The organism is Kocuria atrinae, assembly GCF_039531425.1.
Classification (GTDB): Bacteria; Actinomycetota; Actinomycetes; order Actinomycetales; family Micrococcaceae; genus Kocuria; species Kocuria atrinae.
In genome coordinates, this window is record NZ_BAAAQA010000018.1 from 118,991 (window position 1) to 134,224 (window position 15,234).

At 63.7% G+C, this 15,234-nt stretch carries 14 protein-coding genes and 1 riboswitch; of the genes, 4 read left to right on the forward strand and 10 right to left on the reverse strand.

All coding sequences use genetic code 11. The features are described 5' to 3' along the window. Positions 1–31: 31 nt before the first annotated feature. Both ABD283_RS09860 and ABD283_RS09865 read right to left on the reverse strand, forming a co-directional pair. On the reverse strand, positions 32–1,528 hold the full coding sequence (locus tag ABD283_RS09860) for a CoA-acylating methylmalonate-semialdehyde dehydrogenase (protein WP_344224823.1): 1,497 nt from the start codon (positions 1,526–1,528) through the stop codon (positions 32–34). A gap of 215 nt (positions 1,529–1,743) precedes the next feature. After that, a complete protein-coding gene (locus ABD283_RS09865) occupies positions 1,744–2,364 on the reverse strand; it encodes a cation efflux transmembrane domain-containing protein (protein WP_344224824.1) in 621 nt (206 codons plus the stop codon). On the opposite strand from ABD283_RS09865, the gene ABD283_RS09870 reads away from it, so the two are divergent. Then, a complete protein-coding gene (locus ABD283_RS09870; RefSeq protein ID WP_344224825.1) occupies positions 2,363–2,623 on the forward strand; it encodes an RNA-binding S4 domain-containing protein in 261 nt (86 codons plus the stop codon). The genes ABD283_RS09865 and ABD283_RS09870 overlap by 2 nt on opposite strands. On the opposite strand, the gene ABD283_RS09875 is transcribed toward ABD283_RS09870, so the two are convergent. Next, positions 2,589–3,629 carry a DMT family transporter gene (locus ABD283_RS09875; RefSeq protein ID WP_344224826.1) on the reverse strand — a complete coding sequence of 347 codons (1,041 nt, stop codon included), beginning with the start codon at positions 3,627–3,629 and terminating at the stop codon, positions 2,589–2,591. The two genes, ABD283_RS09870 and ABD283_RS09875, sit on opposite strands and share 35 nt — an antisense overlap. A gap of 88 nt (positions 3,630–3,717) precedes the next feature. After that, positions 3,718–4,362, reverse strand: a complete 645-nt coding sequence (locus ABD283_RS09880) for an alpha/beta hydrolase (RefSeq protein WP_344224828.1) — start codon at positions 4,360–4,362, stop codon at positions 3,718–3,720. A 175-nt stretch (positions 4,363–4,537) separates the two neighbouring features. Between ABD283_RS09880 and ABD283_RS09885 the strand changes: the two genes are divergently transcribed. Beyond that, entirely contained in the window at positions 4,538–5,341 is an 804-nt protein-coding gene (locus ABD283_RS09885; protein WP_344224868.1) for an SGNH/GDSL hydrolase family protein, read from the forward strand. A gap of 35 nt (positions 5,342–5,376) precedes the next feature. On the opposite strand, the gene metX is transcribed toward ABD283_RS09885, so the two are convergent. Both metX and ABD283_RS09895 read right to left on the reverse strand, forming a co-directional pair. Then, positions 5,377–6,552: a homoserine O-acetyltransferase MetX gene (gene metX / locus ABD283_RS09890; protein ID WP_344224829.1), complete on the reverse strand. Its 1,176-nt coding sequence runs from the start codon at positions 6,550–6,552 to the stop codon at positions 5,377–5,379. Then, positions 6,549–7,931, reverse strand: coding sequence for a bifunctional o-acetylhomoserine/o-acetylserine sulfhydrylase (locus ABD283_RS09895; protein WP_344224830.1), 1,383 nt, complete (start codon positions 7,929–7,931; stop codon positions 6,549–6,551). Before ABD283_RS09895 ends, metX begins: the two co-directional genes overlap by 4 nt. 76 nt (positions 7,932–8,007) lie before the next feature. Beyond that, positions 8,008–8,126, reverse strand: a riboswitch (SAM riboswitch). Positions 8,127–8,241: 115 nt separating this feature from the next. Between ABD283_RS09895 and ABD283_RS09900 the strand changes: the two genes are divergently transcribed. Next, positions 8,242–8,880 carry a VOC family protein gene (locus tag ABD283_RS09900; protein WP_344224831.1) on the forward strand — a complete coding sequence of 213 codons (639 nt, stop codon included), beginning with the start codon at positions 8,242–8,244 and terminating at the stop codon, positions 8,878–8,880. A gap of 63 nt (positions 8,881–8,943) precedes the next feature. Here the strand turns inward: ABD283_RS09900 and ABD283_RS09905 are convergent, their stop codons facing one another. Beyond that, entirely contained in the window at positions 8,944–9,729 is a 786-nt protein-coding gene (locus ABD283_RS09905) for a CPBP family intramembrane glutamic endopeptidase (RefSeq protein WP_344224832.1), read from the reverse strand. A gap of 27 nt (positions 9,730–9,756) precedes the next feature. Between ABD283_RS09905 and ABD283_RS09910 the strand changes: the two genes are divergently transcribed. Further along, positions 9,757–11,961, forward strand: coding sequence for a S9 family peptidase (locus tag ABD283_RS09910; RefSeq protein ID WP_344224833.1), 2,205 nt, complete (start codon positions 9,757–9,759; stop codon positions 11,959–11,961). A 12-nt stretch (positions 11,962–11,973) separates the two neighbouring features. Here ABD283_RS09910 and ABD283_RS09915 read toward each other — a convergent pair whose 3' ends face one another. The 3 genes from ABD283_RS09915 to ABD283_RS09925 form a co-directional block, all read right to left on the reverse strand. After that, complete coding sequence (locus tag ABD283_RS09915) at positions 11,974–13,080, reverse strand: NAD(P)/FAD-dependent oxidoreductase (RefSeq protein WP_344224834.1); 1,107 nt, start codon at positions 13,078–13,080, stop codon at positions 11,974–11,976. Positions 13,081–13,217: 137 nt separating this feature from the next. After that, the gene (locus ABD283_RS09920) at positions 13,218–13,955 is read right to left on the reverse strand and encodes a transglycosylase family protein (RefSeq protein ID WP_344224869.1); all 738 of its coding nucleotides are present in this window, start codon (positions 13,953–13,955) and stop codon (positions 13,218–13,220) included. Between the two features lie 419 nt (positions 13,956–14,374). Continuing rightward, positions 14,375–15,232 carry an inositol monophosphatase family protein gene (locus ABD283_RS09925; RefSeq protein ID WP_344224835.1) on the reverse strand — a complete coding sequence of 286 codons (858 nt, stop codon included), beginning with the start codon at positions 15,230–15,232 and terminating at the stop codon, positions 14,375–14,377. Positions 15,233–15,234: the final 2 nt, after the last annotated feature.

A 15,234-nucleotide genomic window follows, 5' to 3' on the forward strand; every position in this document is an offset into this window, starting at 1 on the left:
TTCGAGTTCAGAAATCGGGGATCCGCGCGGGTCAGCTGCCCTCGGGCATCACAAAGCTGGCGCCCTCTTTGGCCCCCGAGGGCCAGCGCGTGGTAACCGTCTTGGTCTTGGTGTAGAACTTCAACCCGTCCGTACCGTGCTGGTTGAGGTCGCCGAAACCGGAGGCCTTCCAACCGCCGAAGGTGTAGTACGCGATCGGCACCGGAATCGGCACGTTGACGCCCACCATGCCGACTTCCACCCGGGTGGTGAAGTCACGGGCGGTGTCACCGTCGCGGGTGAAGATGGCCACGCCATTGCCGTACTCGTGCTCGCTGGGCAGGCGAAGGGCTTCCTCGTAGTCAGCGGCGCGGGCGATGCAGAGCACCGGGCCGAAGATCTCTTCCTTGTAGATGCGCATGTCCGGGGTGACGCGATCGAACAGCGTGGCACCGACCCAGAAGCCGTTGGGGTGACCTTCGACAGTCGCGCCACGACCGTCGACCAGCAGCTCAGCCCCTTCGTCCACGCCGATACCGATGTAGTTCTCGATGCGCTCCTGAGCATCCTTACCAACCACGGGACCGAAGTCGGAGGACTCCTCCAGCGAGGGACCCAAGGTGAGCTTGTCGATGCGTTCGCGCAGCAGCTCCACCAGCTTGTCCGCAGTCGCTTCACCCACGGGGACGGCCACGGAAATGGCCATGCAGCGTTCGCCGGCGGAGCCGTAGGCGGCACCCATGAGGGCATCCGCGGCCTGCTCCAGATCCGCATCCGGCATGATCACCATGTGGTTCTTGGCGCCACCGAAGCACTGCGCCCGCTTGTTGTGCTTGGCCGCGTCCAGGTAAATGGACTGCGCGATCGGGGTCGAGCCCACGAAGCCCACGGCCTTCACGCGGGGATCCTGAATCAGGGTGTCCACGGCGGTCTTGTCGCCGTGGATCACGTTCAGGGTGCCCTCGGGCATGCCGGCCTCGAGAGCCAGTTCAGCCAGGCGAACGGGCACGGATGGGTCACGCTCGGAGGGCTTGAGGACAAAGGTGTTACCGGCGGCCAGGGCAATGCCCGCCTTCCACAGCGGGATCATGGCCGGGAAGTTGAACGGAGTGATTCCCGCGACCACACCGAGCGGCTGACGCAACGAGTGCACGTCGATGCCGGTACCGGCGGCGGTCGAATACTCACCCTTGAGCAGGTGGGGCGCTCCAGCGGCGAACTCGACTACCTCGATACCTCGCTGGATGTCTCCCTTGGCATCCGGGAAAGTCTTGCCGTGCTCGTTGGAGAGCAGTGTTGCGAGCTCGTCCATGTTCTCGTTGATGAGATCCACCCACTTGAGCAACACGCGACCGCGGCGCTGTGCGTTAGTGGTGGACCACTTGGCGAAGGCCTGCTGCGATGAGTCAATCGCGCCTTCCACCTCTTCGACCGAGGCCAGGGGCACCTGAGCGGCGACCTCACCCTTGACCGGGTTGTAAACGTCTTGGAATCGACCGGAGGTACCTTCTACGCGGCGGCCGGAAATGAAGTGCGGAACCTGAGTCATTGGTGCTCTCCTGAATGATGGGTGCATCGCGCTGTGACGTGTGTCTCACAGATAATCTAACGACAAACCATTGGACATGCAACTAATTTTCCAGGGCGATTCTCCCGCCGACGCCGTTCGGTCCGGTCTCACTCTTCGGTCGGGTTGGTTCTTGGGCAAGAGCTTCTCCGGGGTGGCCCGCAAGGTATCAGCGGTCGTGTGGTCGACGACAGAACTCAGTCGATGTCCTCGCCCGCGAGCGCCTTGGCCCCCAGGCTTTCCTCCTCAGCGGCTTCCCACACTTCTCGAGCCGCAGTGAAGGTCAGGATCACAATGAACAATCCCAGGATGATGTCCGGCCAACCGGACATGGTCAGCGCCGTGATCCCGCCCATGAGGATGATGGCGATATTGATGAGCACGTCATTACGAGCAGCTAGAAATGCGGCCGTTCCCATGGACCCGGCATGGTTGCGATGACGCGCCAACAGCAGAGCGCAGACCAGATTGACCACGGCCGCTCCCCCGGCCGTAATGGCGAGCAAGAACGGGTCCGGGGCTTGCGGGTCAAAGGCCTTACGGACCAGTTGCACCGCGGCGGCGAGCGCGGGAATCAGAATGATGATCGCCATGATCCGGCCCGCGACGGCCTGTGCGCGCACGGTCCACCCGAGAGCAATGAAAATGAGCAGGTTGATGGCAACGTCTTCCAGGAAGTCCACGCCGTCTGCGAACAAAGCCACTGAGCCAATGCTCAGCGCGACTCCCATTTCCACGAAGAAATATGCGAGGTTGAGAAGTGCCACCACCAATACCGTGATGCGGAGCGAACGGACAAGCTGAGATGATGGGCCCATGAGCGAAGAGACTACCGAAGAACTGCCCATCCGCGACGACATGATCCGCTTGGGTCAGGCGCTCAAGCTCGCCAACCTCGCGGAGGACGGTAACCACGCCAAGGAGCTCATAGCCGGCGGTGTTGTGATCGTGAACGGCAAAGAAGAACAACGCCGCGGTGCACAGTTGCACCACGGCGATGTCATTGAAGTTCTGGATTCCGGCCTGAGCCCGGTGAAGATTGTCAGTTCAGCCGACGAGACTTCCACGGAAGCGTAACGACCACCAGTCCCACCAGGGTCACCAGGGTGCCAACGATGGTTACCGGCGTGACGATGGTGTTCGGCGTTGGCATAACAAGGTCCAGCACCAGCGCGGAAATCAGCATGCCCGCCACCATGCCCAGGCTCGTTTCCAGCACGCCGAAGTGCTTGGGCGACACACTGGACGCAGCCACGTGGATGATGCCCAGGATGCCACCGGCGTAGAGCCACCACTGGCCGGGCCAGACCCACGGGCCGGGATCCGAGATACTGCGAGCCACCAGCACAGTCACGATCAACGCGAGCGTACCCGCCGCGAAATTGGTGAGCGTCGGGGTGATGGGCGTTCCGGCCCTCGCTCCGATCCCGGCGTTCCAGGCCGTCATGATCGCGTTGCCCAGCCCTGCCAGCACGGACAGCGTGGCGAAAAGGAACAGTAGCGGCAGCGACGCCGCAAGGTCCGTTGCCGCGAAACGCGGGGTCATAGCCACCAGTGCCGCCACAATGATGATGGCGGTTCCGACCACGCGGTAGCCGGTCAGGTACTTCACGCCTCCCGGTCCCACCCCGAAACGGTCGACGATCAACGACCCGACCGACTTACCGAACACGAGCCCCAAGATGTAGACGGACAGCCCCAGGACCACCGTGGTCATGGCCTGGGTGACGATCATGAAACCGCCCAGTACACCGGCGGTCAGGTACCACCACGGAACCTCGCCGTTCTTCACTGCGGCCGGAATGCGCGACGCACCTCGACGACCGGCAGGTGTCACCACGGTGACAATCAGAATGATCACGAAGGCAGAGGAGAAGCTGACCAGTGCGGCACCGTAGGGATCACTCACGGCATGCCCCAGCTCACCGTTGACCCTGGATTGCAAGGCCTGAGCCGTGCCCGCGAGCAAACTCACCATGAACCCCACGGTCAGTGCCACGGCACCGCGTGCGGAGGCCACCGGGGGCTTCTTACTTCTGGGCGCGGGAGAACTCTTGGGTTCCAGCGTGGTCTGAACACTCATGGCGCCCAATGTAGGCGCGCCACACCCATGAGGGCACTTGGCCTGTCACGCTTCGTAGCATTCCAGGGTCGGCAGCAATCTAGTGGAGTCAGCGCACCACGTGCTGCAAGTACTCCTTGACATGGCCCAGCTCCTGTGGCGAGACACCGTGACCGATCCCCCGGTACTGCACCTTGGTGACCTCGGCATGATCAACGCACCAGTCCGCCGTGACATCCACCATGGCCTGCGGAATCACCGGGTCTTCGGGATCACGGCCCCAGAACATCTGCAGCGGGTGCTCCCCCAGGTGAGCGTCCTTGAAGAACTCGGCGTGAGCGTCGTCGTCGGCGATCGGCACCACAAAACCGGACAGGCCCACGACCGCGTCCACGGTTTCAGGAATGTGCCGGGCCACACTCGTGGCCACAGCCATGCCCTGGGAGAAGCCCAGCAGGAACACCTTCGAGTGGTGCTCGGCCTGTTCCTGGACCCAGGCTGACACCGGGCGAACTGCCTCGACCACAGCCTCCGTCGAGAAGCTTGCATCCGCCGACAACGGGAACCATTGAAACCCCATTTGTGCTCGCTGCGGGGCCCGGACGGAAGCGTAGGTGGCGCCCGGCAGGAGAGCAGGGATCAACGCCATCAGATCCTCTTCGTGGGATCCGTAACCGTGGAACAGCACCACGAGCGGGGTGTCGGCACGTTCAGTGGGCTCATTGTTCCAAATCACAAACGGGGTATCACTCATGTGACCATCCTGACATGACTCGCTGGTGCCTCATACTCGGCCCGTGCATTGAACGGGGCCGAGTGGTAGAAAAGCGCATATGGCTTCACCTGACACTCCCCCCGAGTTCGACGAACACCCCGAATACGACGGGCAACTAAAAGACAGCACTCCCCGGGCACACCCTTGGCACCGCATGGTGGCCATCGGCGATTCCTTCACGGAGGGCGTGGGCGACCCCGATGAGCACGTCCCCGGCGGACACCGCGGCTGGGCGGACCGTGTAGCCGAAGAATTGGACCGACTCACCAATGACTTCGCGTACGCCAATCTTGCGATCCGTGGCCGCCTGTATCAGCCCATCATCGACGAACAGCTCGAACCGGCCCTCGCGCTGCAACCCGATCTGGTCACCATCAGCGCCGGCGGCAACGACATGCTGCGCCCCGGGGCCGACCCGGATGCCATTGCGCAGAAGTTGGATGGCGTGATTGCCCGGATCGCGGAAACGGGCGCCACTGTGATCATGTTCGACGGACCAGATGTGGGTAACACTCCCGTGCTGCGCAGCATCCGCGGCCGAGTGGCCATCTGGAACGAGAACGTCCGTGTCATCGCGGCCCGGCACGGTGCGGTAATGACCGATCTGTGGGGTCTGCACGAACTGGCTGATCCACTCATGTGGGCGCCTGATCGACTGCATTTCTCACCGTTGGGTCATCAACGGATAGCCGTGGAAGTACTCGACTCCCTGGGCATCGAGCACGGACTGGTCCCCGATGTCCTGGAACCCCGGCCCACCAAGACCAAGCGGGAGGCCCGCCGGGAGGACCTCGTGTGGGCCCGCAAGCACTTTGCTCCGTGGGTTGCCCGCCGGATCACCAAGCGCAGCTCGGGAGACTCGATTACGGCCAAGCGACCGCAATTCGGGCGAGCGGTCATTCCTGGCGCGGGTGAAACACCGGAGGTACAGAGCTCCGGCGACCAGGAACCCGTCTGACGGGCACACGCCGGAAACCGGCGTACCGCTCGGGTTTAGTCCTTCAACACCGTCTTTTTGAGGAGCATGCCCAACTGAGGTGCTTCGATCAGGAATCCGTCGTGGCCGCTGGGTGAGCTGATCATGTGCAGGGTCTGCTCACCCGGCAGTGCCTGCACCAGTTCGGCAGATTCTGCCGGAAAGAACAGCCGGTCCGAGTCGACCCCGGCCACGAGCCACTCGCACGTCGTACCGGCAAGCACCTCTTCCAAAGCTCCTCGGCCTCGCGTGACGTCGTGGGACATGAGCGTCTCGTTCACGCTGAGGTACGAGTTCGCGTCAAAGCGCCCGGCCAGCTTGGAGGCCTGGTGATCCAGGTAGCTCTCCACGCGGTAACGGCCGCGCTGGGATGTGTGGGTCGCGTCCACGTCCTCATTCGTTTGGGCTTCGCGGCCGAATCGGTAGTGCAACTCCGCTGCCGAGCGGTAGGTGATGTGCGCGATCCGCCGTGCGAGCCCGAGACCCGCTTCCGGGAACTCACCGTCGTAGTAGTCACCGCCGCGGAAGTTCGGGTCTTGACGGATGGCAAGTGCTTGTGCCTGACCCCACGCGAGCAGTTCCGCGCTGGCGGAGGCGCAGGCAGCGATCACACCGCATGCCGCCACCCGATCCGGGTACATCACGGCCCATTCCAGGGCCCGCGCGCCACCCATGGACCCGCCGATCACCAAACGCCAGCGGTCGATGCCCAGGGCGTCGGAGAGGACCGCCTCGGCGCTCACGGTGTCCCGCACGGTGATGCGCGGGAAGCGCGAACCCCAGGCTCTCTGTTCCGGATCCACCTCGGGCGGGGCCTGGGTAGCCGGCCCGGTACTGCCGTAACAGCCACCCAAGATGTTTGCGCAGACGACAAAGTATTTGTCGGTGTCGATGGCCGCGCCCGGACCTACCAGGCCGTCCCACCAGCCACCGGCCTCCGCAGCGAGACGCTCCACCTCGGGAGCGTGATCGCGTGACTGGCCTCGCGCCACGTGCGAGTCGCCGGTCAGGGCGTGTTCGATCAGCACGGCGTTGGAGCCGTCAGCATTGAGACGGCCCCACGTTTCGTAGGCCAGCCGCGCACGAGGGAGACGGTACCCGGACTCCAAGGTCAGGGGCCCGACGTCGATGTAGCCCACCACGCCGTCCTCACGCACGAGCGAGTCAGCGGTCCCGCCTCCCACGATGGTCACGCCTGCGGTCCTCCCTCACCCGACGACGCCGCTGCGCCACCCAGCGCGGCCACGGCCTCGAAACCGGATTCCAGATCGGCCAGGATGTCGTCAATATTCTCCAAACCCACGGACAGCCGCACGAAGCCGGGCTCGATACCGGTTGCCCGCTGTTCCTGGTCGGTCAACTGCGAGTGAGTGGTCGAGGCCGGGTGGATCACCAGGGAGCGCGCATCGCCGATGTTGGCCACGTTGGAGTGCAAGGTCAGGGCATCCACGAATGCGGTGCCCGCCTCGCGTCCACCGTCAAGTACGAAACCGAGCACGGAACCCGCACCCTTGGGAGCGTATTTCTTGCCGCGTTCGTGCCACGGCGAGGAGGCGAGGCCCGCATAGGAGACCGCACGAACGTCGTCGCGCGCCTCGAGCCACTCCGCGACCTTCTGGGCGTTGGCCACGTGGCGATCCATGCGCAGGGAGAGTGTCTCGATGCCCTGCTCGATGAGGAACGCGTTGAACGGGGAAATCGACGACCCCAGGTCGCGCAGCAACTGCACGCGAGCCTTGAGAATGTAGGACAGATTCACTCCGAAGATGCCGTCCTGACCGAGGGCCTGAGCATAGACCAGACCGTTGTAGGACGCGTCCGGCTCATTGAAGGCCGGGAAGCGCTGCGGATCCTGACCGAAGTCGAAGTTGCCCGCATCCACGATCATGCCACCGATGGCCGTTCCGTGACCGCCCATGAATTTGGTGGCCGAGTGCACCACGATGTCAGCGCCCCACTCGATCGGTCGGATCAGGTACGGCGTGGCAATCGTGTTGTCCACGATCAACGGCACACCGGATTCGTGGGCGACTGCGGAAATGGCTTCGATGTCCAGCACGTCATTGCGCGGATTGGGGATGGTCTCCCCGAAGAACGCCACCGTGTTGGGCCGAACTGCAGCGCGCCAGGCCTCGGGATCGTCCGGATCAGAAACGAAGGTGGTCTCCACACCCATCTTGGGCAGCGTGTGATGCAACAGGTTGTACGTGCCGCCGTACATTGACGGGCTGGCCACCACGTGGGTTCCGGCGCCGCCCAGGTTCAGGATCGCAAAGGTAGAGGCGGCTTGGCCCGAGCTGAGCATCAGTGCGCCCACGCCGCCCTCGAGAGAAGCGACTCGATTTTCGACCACTTCCGTAGTCGGGTTAGTCAGACGCGTGTAAATGGGGCCGAGTTCCGCCAGGGCAAAACGGTTGGCCGCTGTCTCCGCATCCGGGAACACGTAGGAGGTGGTCTGGTGGATCGGCAGTGCCCGTGAACCGGTGGTGGGGTCAGGCTCCTGGCCCGCGTGGATCTGACGGGTTTCGAATGCCCAACCCTGCGGGCTGGACGGGGTGGCTGCGGGGCTCATACCGCACTCCCTTTCAACATCAGGGGCCCGGTGAACGATCCGCAGCACGATGCCCGTGCAGCGATCGGGCACCTGTGACCCGCGCTTGCCAACACCGAAGAATTGCGGTGCGGCCCGGTCCTCACCCAGGGCACCCCACCGCGGAGGGAGGGTTGCCGGTCAGCTAGCTGGGGCTTCTCGCTGACTCTCGTGACCTGCACTTCATTGTCCGGAGCCGGTGCCTAGAACGTCAAGCTGAGTTACCCGCGTCACACGGTCATGTTTCAGCTCTCGATTTGGAGACCACTGTGCGCGGTGTCACGATGTGACCATGAAACTGGATCATGTCTCATTCGCAGCACAATCCGATGGTCTTGAAGCCACCACGGAACGGATTGCCGATCAGCTAGGGATCGAACCGGTCAAGGGCGGAATCCACCCGCGCTTCGGAACGCGAAACATGATCCTGCCCCTCACGGGTCACCAGTACGTGGAAGTGGTCGAGGTTCTCGAGCACCCCGCCGCGGACAAGGCGCCGTTCGGTCAGGCCGTCCGCGCCCGCTCCGAGGCCGGTGGAGGTTGGCTCGGCTGGGTGGTCGAGGTTCAGGATCTTACCCCCTACGAGGACAAGTTGGGCCGCCCCTCCGTACCGGGTTTCCGGTTGTTCCCGGACGGCCGCCAGCTGGAGTGGCGCCAGATCGGCGTGAAGGGTTTGATCGCGGACCCCCAGTTGCCGTTCATGGTTCGTTTTGAATCCGAGCCCGAGATGCACCCGTCCCAGGCGCGCATCACTGACGTTCAGCTGGCGGGTATGGAGATCGCAGGTTCCTCGGAGCGCGTGACCGAGTGGTTGGGCGGTCCGGTTGAAGACGTCCTGGCCTCCCTGGACGTCACCTGGTCATCCCCCAACGGGACCCCCGGCGTCATGGCAGTTTCTTTCACCACGCCGGACGGCTTGGCCACGATTTAGGTTTTCGCTGACGACGCCGCTGCCTTTGGCTCGAAAAGGTTGCGGCAGGGGCGTCGTCGCCCTTTAACCCGCCAAAAGCTGCGGTAGCAGGAAACCGGTGATGTCCAACAGCGCATGGGCGATGAGCAACGGGGCGAGGCGCCCGTAGCGGCGGTAAACCCACACGAACACCAGGCCCATGACCACGTTGCCCAGCGCGGGGCCAAAGCCTTGATACAGGTGGTAACTGGCGCGGAAGACCGAGGTGACCAGGGCAATGGTGACCCAGGACCACCCGATACGGCGCAGCCGATCACAGAGGAACGCCACCACGATGATTTCCTCGACCAGGCTGTGGCGTATGGCAGACAAAATCAGGACGGGCACCGTCCACCAGTGCTCGTTGAGGGCCGAGGTATTGATCGCCGCGGTGAGGCCCAGCGCGCGTCCCACCTGGTAGAGCCCCAGCGTTCCCAGCCCCATAACCAGGAACAAGCACATCCCCCAGACCGCATCACGTAGTGGGTGGCGACCGTCCACCCCGACGCTGCGGAGAACGTTTTTGATCCGTGGCAGGGACCCCGCCATCAGGTAAAGCGCGAGCGCCACCGGGACCAGGGCGAAACCGATACTCGCAAGCTGCCTGAGGAGATCAATGGCGGGCACTGGGCTCAGCACCCGGTTCAACGTGGCCTCGGCGTCCGAGAGCGATCCCCTGGACATTGTCTCGGCCAGGTTGAGCACGGCGTACACCGCTGAAGAGCCCAGTGACACACCCAGGACCAGCGCAATGTGGAACCACAGCTCCGACCGTGCCGGGGGCTGTTCGAGGGGTTGGGGGTGGAAGGGGTCCGTCAACACGGACACCATTGTGCCGTGCTCCTTAGACTGGGGTTCATGAGTTCCGAGAAGCCCGCATATCCCGTAGCCGTTCGACGCACCGTTCAGCGCAGTTTTCACGACCACACGTTCGACGATCATTTCGAGTGGCTGCGAGATAAGGACTCGGATGAGGTCCGCACGCATCTGGACCGCGAGAACGAGTATGCGGAAGCGGTCACGGCCCATTTGAAGCCTCTGCGCGAGAGCATCTACCAGGAAATCAAGGGGCGCACCCAAGAGACCGACATGTCCGTGCCGGCCCGCAACGGTGCGTGGTGGTACTTCGCCCGCACCGTGGAGGGCGGCGCGCACCAGGTCTTCTGCCGGATTCCCGCCTCCGACATCGGGGACCCCGCTCTGGCGTGGACACCTCCCACGGTGGAACCCGGGGTCAAACTGCCCGGCGAGGAAATCCTGTTGGACGCCAACGCGGCCGCGGAGAAGCACGATTTCTACGCCCTGGGCGCCTTCAGCGTGTCCGAGGACGGCACCCATCTGGCATGGTCAGAGGACACCGCCGGTGATGAACGTTTCACCGTGTACATCAAAGACCTGGTCACCGGGGAGCTCCTGTCCGACCGCGTGGAACAGACTTCCTACGGTGCCTTCCTCACCCCCGATGCATCCCAGCTCATTTACACGGTGGTGGATGATTCCTGGCGCCCCTGGCGCGTGTACCGTCACCTGATCGGCACGCCCTCCGAACAAGATGAACTCTTGTACCAGGAGGACAACCCCGGACTGTGGCTGGGCGTGGAACTCTCCGCAGACAAGAAATGGCTCATGGTGGCCTCCGCGTGCTCCGAATACGGCGAATACCGCATCCGCCGTCTGGACACTCCCCAGGACGAGTGGCTCACTCTGATTCCCGAGAGTGACCGCGTGCTGTATTCGGCAGAACCATTGGACGTGGCGGGCACCGATTACGTCCTGTTGACGCATGATTACCAGGCACCCAATTCGCGCGTGAGTTTGATGCCCCTGTCCCAGGCCGGTTCGAGCATTGTGGATCTCGACCTCACGGATGTGATTCCCGCCAGTGAGCACACTCGCATTGAGTACTGCGAACCCACGGAAACCCACCTGGTGGTGTCCCTACGGTCCGAGACAACCCCGCGAGTGCGGCTCATCCCGCGTACCGCTCTGGAATCCCTGGTTGCAGGCACTGCCGATGCGACGTCAATGGCCGGTACCGAACCCGCCTTCGACGAGGAACTTTTCACCGCAACCGTGGTGTCCGCCCGTTACGACAACCCGGTGGTGCGGGTGTCCTACACATCATTCGTCACTCCCCCGCGCGTCTACGACATTCCCACCGGTGCGGAGAGCGCTGGAGGCCTGAACCAGTTCGGCGTGGGCATTCCGATCATGCGTCGAGAAACCACCGTGTTGGGCGGCTACAACCGTGAGGATTACACGGTCGAACGAGACTGGGCAGCGGCCGAGGATGGCACGCGGATTCCCATCTCATTGGTGCGCCGCGCGGACCTCGACTCCTCGGTACAGGCCCCCGTGGTGCAGTACGCCTACGGCTCCTACGAGGTCAGCACCGACCCCGGGTTCTCCATCTCCCGTTTGTCCTTGCTGGACCGTGGCGTGGTGTGGGCCGTGGCCCACGTACGCGGCGGCGGTGAGCTGGGACGCTCCTGGTATGACGACGGAAAGAAGTTCACCAAGAAGAACACCTTCACGGATTACGTGGCGGTCACCCGCCACCTCGCCGAGCGTCCCGATGTCGACGCCGCTCGCATCGCCGTTCTCGGCGGTTCCGCGGGCGGCCTACTCGTGGGCTCTGTTCTCAACTTGGCCCCCGAGCTGTATTGCGGTGCGCTGGCCGCAGTCCCCTTCGTTGACCCCTTGACCTCCATGTTGATGCCCGAGCTTCCACTCACCGCACTCGAGTGGGAAGAGTGGGGCAACCCCCTGGAGGACCAGAAGGTCTACGAGTACATGCGCTCCTACTCCCCCTACGAGAACCTGCGGGATACCGATTACCCGCCGGTCCTCGCGGTCACGAGCCTTAACGACACCCGCGTCCTCTACGTGGAGCCCGCCAAATGGGTTGCTGCGCTGCGCGAACATGCCGAGCACCCGGAGACAGTGCTCCTGCGCTGTGAAATGGCCGGCGGACACGGCGGCGCCTCCGGTCGCTACTCCCAGTGGAAGGACACGGCATGGGAATACGCCTGGCTCGCTGAGCAGTTGGGGGTTGCGAGCTAGCCGAACACAGCGTCACTCAGTGGCTGGCTGAGGTTGAAGAGCAGTCACGGTCTCAGCGCTCAGCCAGCCCCCGATCTGGCCGCCCACCAGCACATCCGTGGCGGCACGGGCCAGGGCGCTACTCGTCTGGAAGCCGTAGCCTCCCTGGCCCGCGAGCCACAGGAAATTACTCGCCTGGGGATCCCAGCCACACACTGGAATACCGGAGGGTGCCTCGGTACGCAGGCCGGTCCAGGCCTTGCGGACCCCCGTGACTCGCATGGACGTTTCTCGTTCCACGGTCTCGATCAGTTCTTCAATGGAGCCCGGATGCGGTTGAGCATCGCAAGCCGGGCTCGGTTCGGCCTCGCCCCAGGAAATCATGGCGCCGTCCTCGTCGGGACGGTAATACCAACCCGAGGCCGCGTCATCCACCATGGGATGGGTTGGCCCCAGCGGCTCATTCAGCGAAACCAGGGCCGCGGTCCTCCGCAACGGCTGCAACTGCTGGGGCGCCGCACCGAAGAATTCCGCCACGTGATCGGCCCAGGCTCCGGCGGCGTTGACCACCGTACGGGCTGTCAGTTGTTCTTCGCCCGCGGTCACTACCCACGCATCGCCGCTCGCCCGCTGTGCGGCAGTAACCCTGGCGCCCGTCCTGATCTGCACGCCCGCATGCTCCGCTCGCCGTCGGTGCCATTCCACTAGCGCTGTGGCATCCGTGCGCACAGCGGACTCGTCGATGATCGCACTCTGATAGCGCTCTGCGTTGTCTGACAGTTCCGGGCAGTACTCGAAAAGTGCATCGCTCGACAAGGTGCGGAGACCCGGAACGGTCATTGCGGCGACGTCGGCGGGTGAACCCGCCACCACGAACGGGCTGGGCCAGGCCAGTGGTACCGGAGCTGCGTATGTGGGCGTCACGAGATCGGGAATCGTCAACCTGGTCAGCTCGAGAACCGGTTCCGGGCCATAACTGGGGATGAGCTGCTGGGCCGAACGCGACGACGTGTGATGAGCCAGTGCGTTCTCCGCCTCAACAAGGATGATTCCGTCACCCGAGCCGCGGCGAACCGCCAGCTCGGAAGCCAGCGACAAGCCGGCTATGCCACCACCGATAATTACCGTCTCCGCCATCATGTGACCATTCTTTCATTTTCACTTTTCATGTGCGGATATGCGAAATCCCCGTCCGCGTAATGCGGGCGGGGCTTTCGACGATCCCGTAGCGGCGAGCCGCTAGCGAAGATCAAACATCGTCAAGATGTTCAGATCACTCAGGCAGGAATGTTCAGGACCTGGCCCGGGAAGATCAGGTGGGCGTTGGCCACCGAATCAGCGTTAGCAGCGTGGAGAGCTTCCCAGCCGCCGTTCACACCGAGCTTGGCAGCGATGGTGCCCAGGGTGTCGCCAGCCTCAACGGTGTAGGAAGCGCTGGTGGAAGCAGCCGGTGCCACGGGAGCAGCCGGAGCGGAGTACTCCACAGCGGCGGGGGCAGCAGCCGGAGCGGCCGGTGCCTCAAGCGGGGCGGCGGGAGCAGCCGGCGCGGCCGGAGCAGCAGCGGGAGCCTCAGCAGCGGGGGCCGGTGCCGGAGCAGCCTGCCCCTGCTTGACCTCGTTAGCCTGGGGAGCCACAGCAGCGGCAGCAGCCACGGGCTGCTCGGGGGTGTAGCCCCCGCCGCCGCCGGAAAGACCCAGCTTGGCGGAGCAAGCGGGCCATGCGCCCCAGCCCTGACCGGCCTGGACGTTCTCTGCAACGCGGATCTGCTCAGCCTTGGAAGCGTTGTGAGCGGAACCGGAGCCACCGAAAGCGGCCCAAGTGGACGGGGTGAACTGCAGGCCGCCACCGAAACCGTTACCGGTGTTGATGCCCCAGTTACCGCCGGACTCGCACTGTGCGAGGGCGTCCCAGGTCGAAACGGGAGCTGCGTTGGCCGGCATGGCCATTGCACCAACAGCTGCACCGCCGATCACGAAAGCAGCGGCACCACGGCGAATAACGTTCGAAGTCTTCATCATGCTCCGTAAGGCCACCTACGCTCGTTCCCATCCCTGGGTGTCTTCGCGCCGTCGTCTACCCATGAAAAGTTGAGTTCAGGGGTAGTAACTACGGAATGCTGCCCTGTAGACGACGTACGGTGTTGCGGCAGCATCCAGCATGGCTTGGGGCGCAGATCATGTCCGCCTCAAGCGTTTAGGACTCCCGCGTAGGAGAATCCTTTGGGGAAGTCGTTGATAACGATAGCGTAACAATTCTTATTACGCCAAATCCATTCCCAAGGTTCTGGCGCATCCCTTTGGGGGACACGGGCCGTGCACCGTGCAGGCGCACAACGTGTGCCACGCTATGGCATTCGCAAGCGGAGGGTCAACCTCCTGTGGGGTTAAGCACATATAACGGGATGATAGAGAATTGATAACGGTGCTGCAGAACGCTATGACGCGCGCGCGGACGCTCCGATGATGGTCGTGCTCCGCACCAGCTCATAGTTCTCCGCATATTCCTGTTCGTCCTGGTCAGGTCCACGAAGTGCGGTGGGTGCGGGGAGGTCGGGGCGTTGCACCTGCGCCCCGGCTTCCTCAGCAATCAGTGCGCCGGCGGCCCAGTCGTGTTCGTGCAGTCCCCGTTCCGAGTAACCATCCAGGGTTCCATCAGCCACCATGCAAAGATCCAACGACGCTGCACCGAGCCTGCGCATGTCCGTGTAGTGATCCATGGTGTCCAGGAAATTTCCGAACTGTTCCCGGCGGATCACTGGGTCGTAAGCGAAACCCGTTCCGTAGAGGGCACCCTTACGGCCCGGTTCCGGACCCGTGAGCCGCTTGTCTTTGCCGTCCCTGCGCACCCACGAACCCATGCCGCGCACCCCGTAGTAAATGCGCCCCAGAGCAGGTGCGTGCACCACGCCCACGAGCCAGTTACCGTTCTCGTCGCAAGCAGCTACGGAGGTGGCGTAGTACACGATGTCTCTAATGAAGTTCGTGGTGCCGTCCAAGGGATCTACGGACCAACGCACCGGTGACCGGTTCTCCGGGACGTGCGTACCCGACTCCTCACCCGTGATGGCGTCCCATGGGCGTTCCGCCCGCAGCACGTCTACCACGGCGTTCTCCGCGGCCACATCAAAGGCAGTGACCCAATCCCCCGGTGAAGTTTTGTTGACGGCATCGAACTCGGACTCATCCCGCTTCTCCAGGACCGCTGCACCAGCGGCAGCCGCGTGGAAGGCCGTCTCAAGAAGCTCTTCGAGTTCGGCGGTGTCCGGGCCCAGGCCCTCGAGTACGCGATCCATAC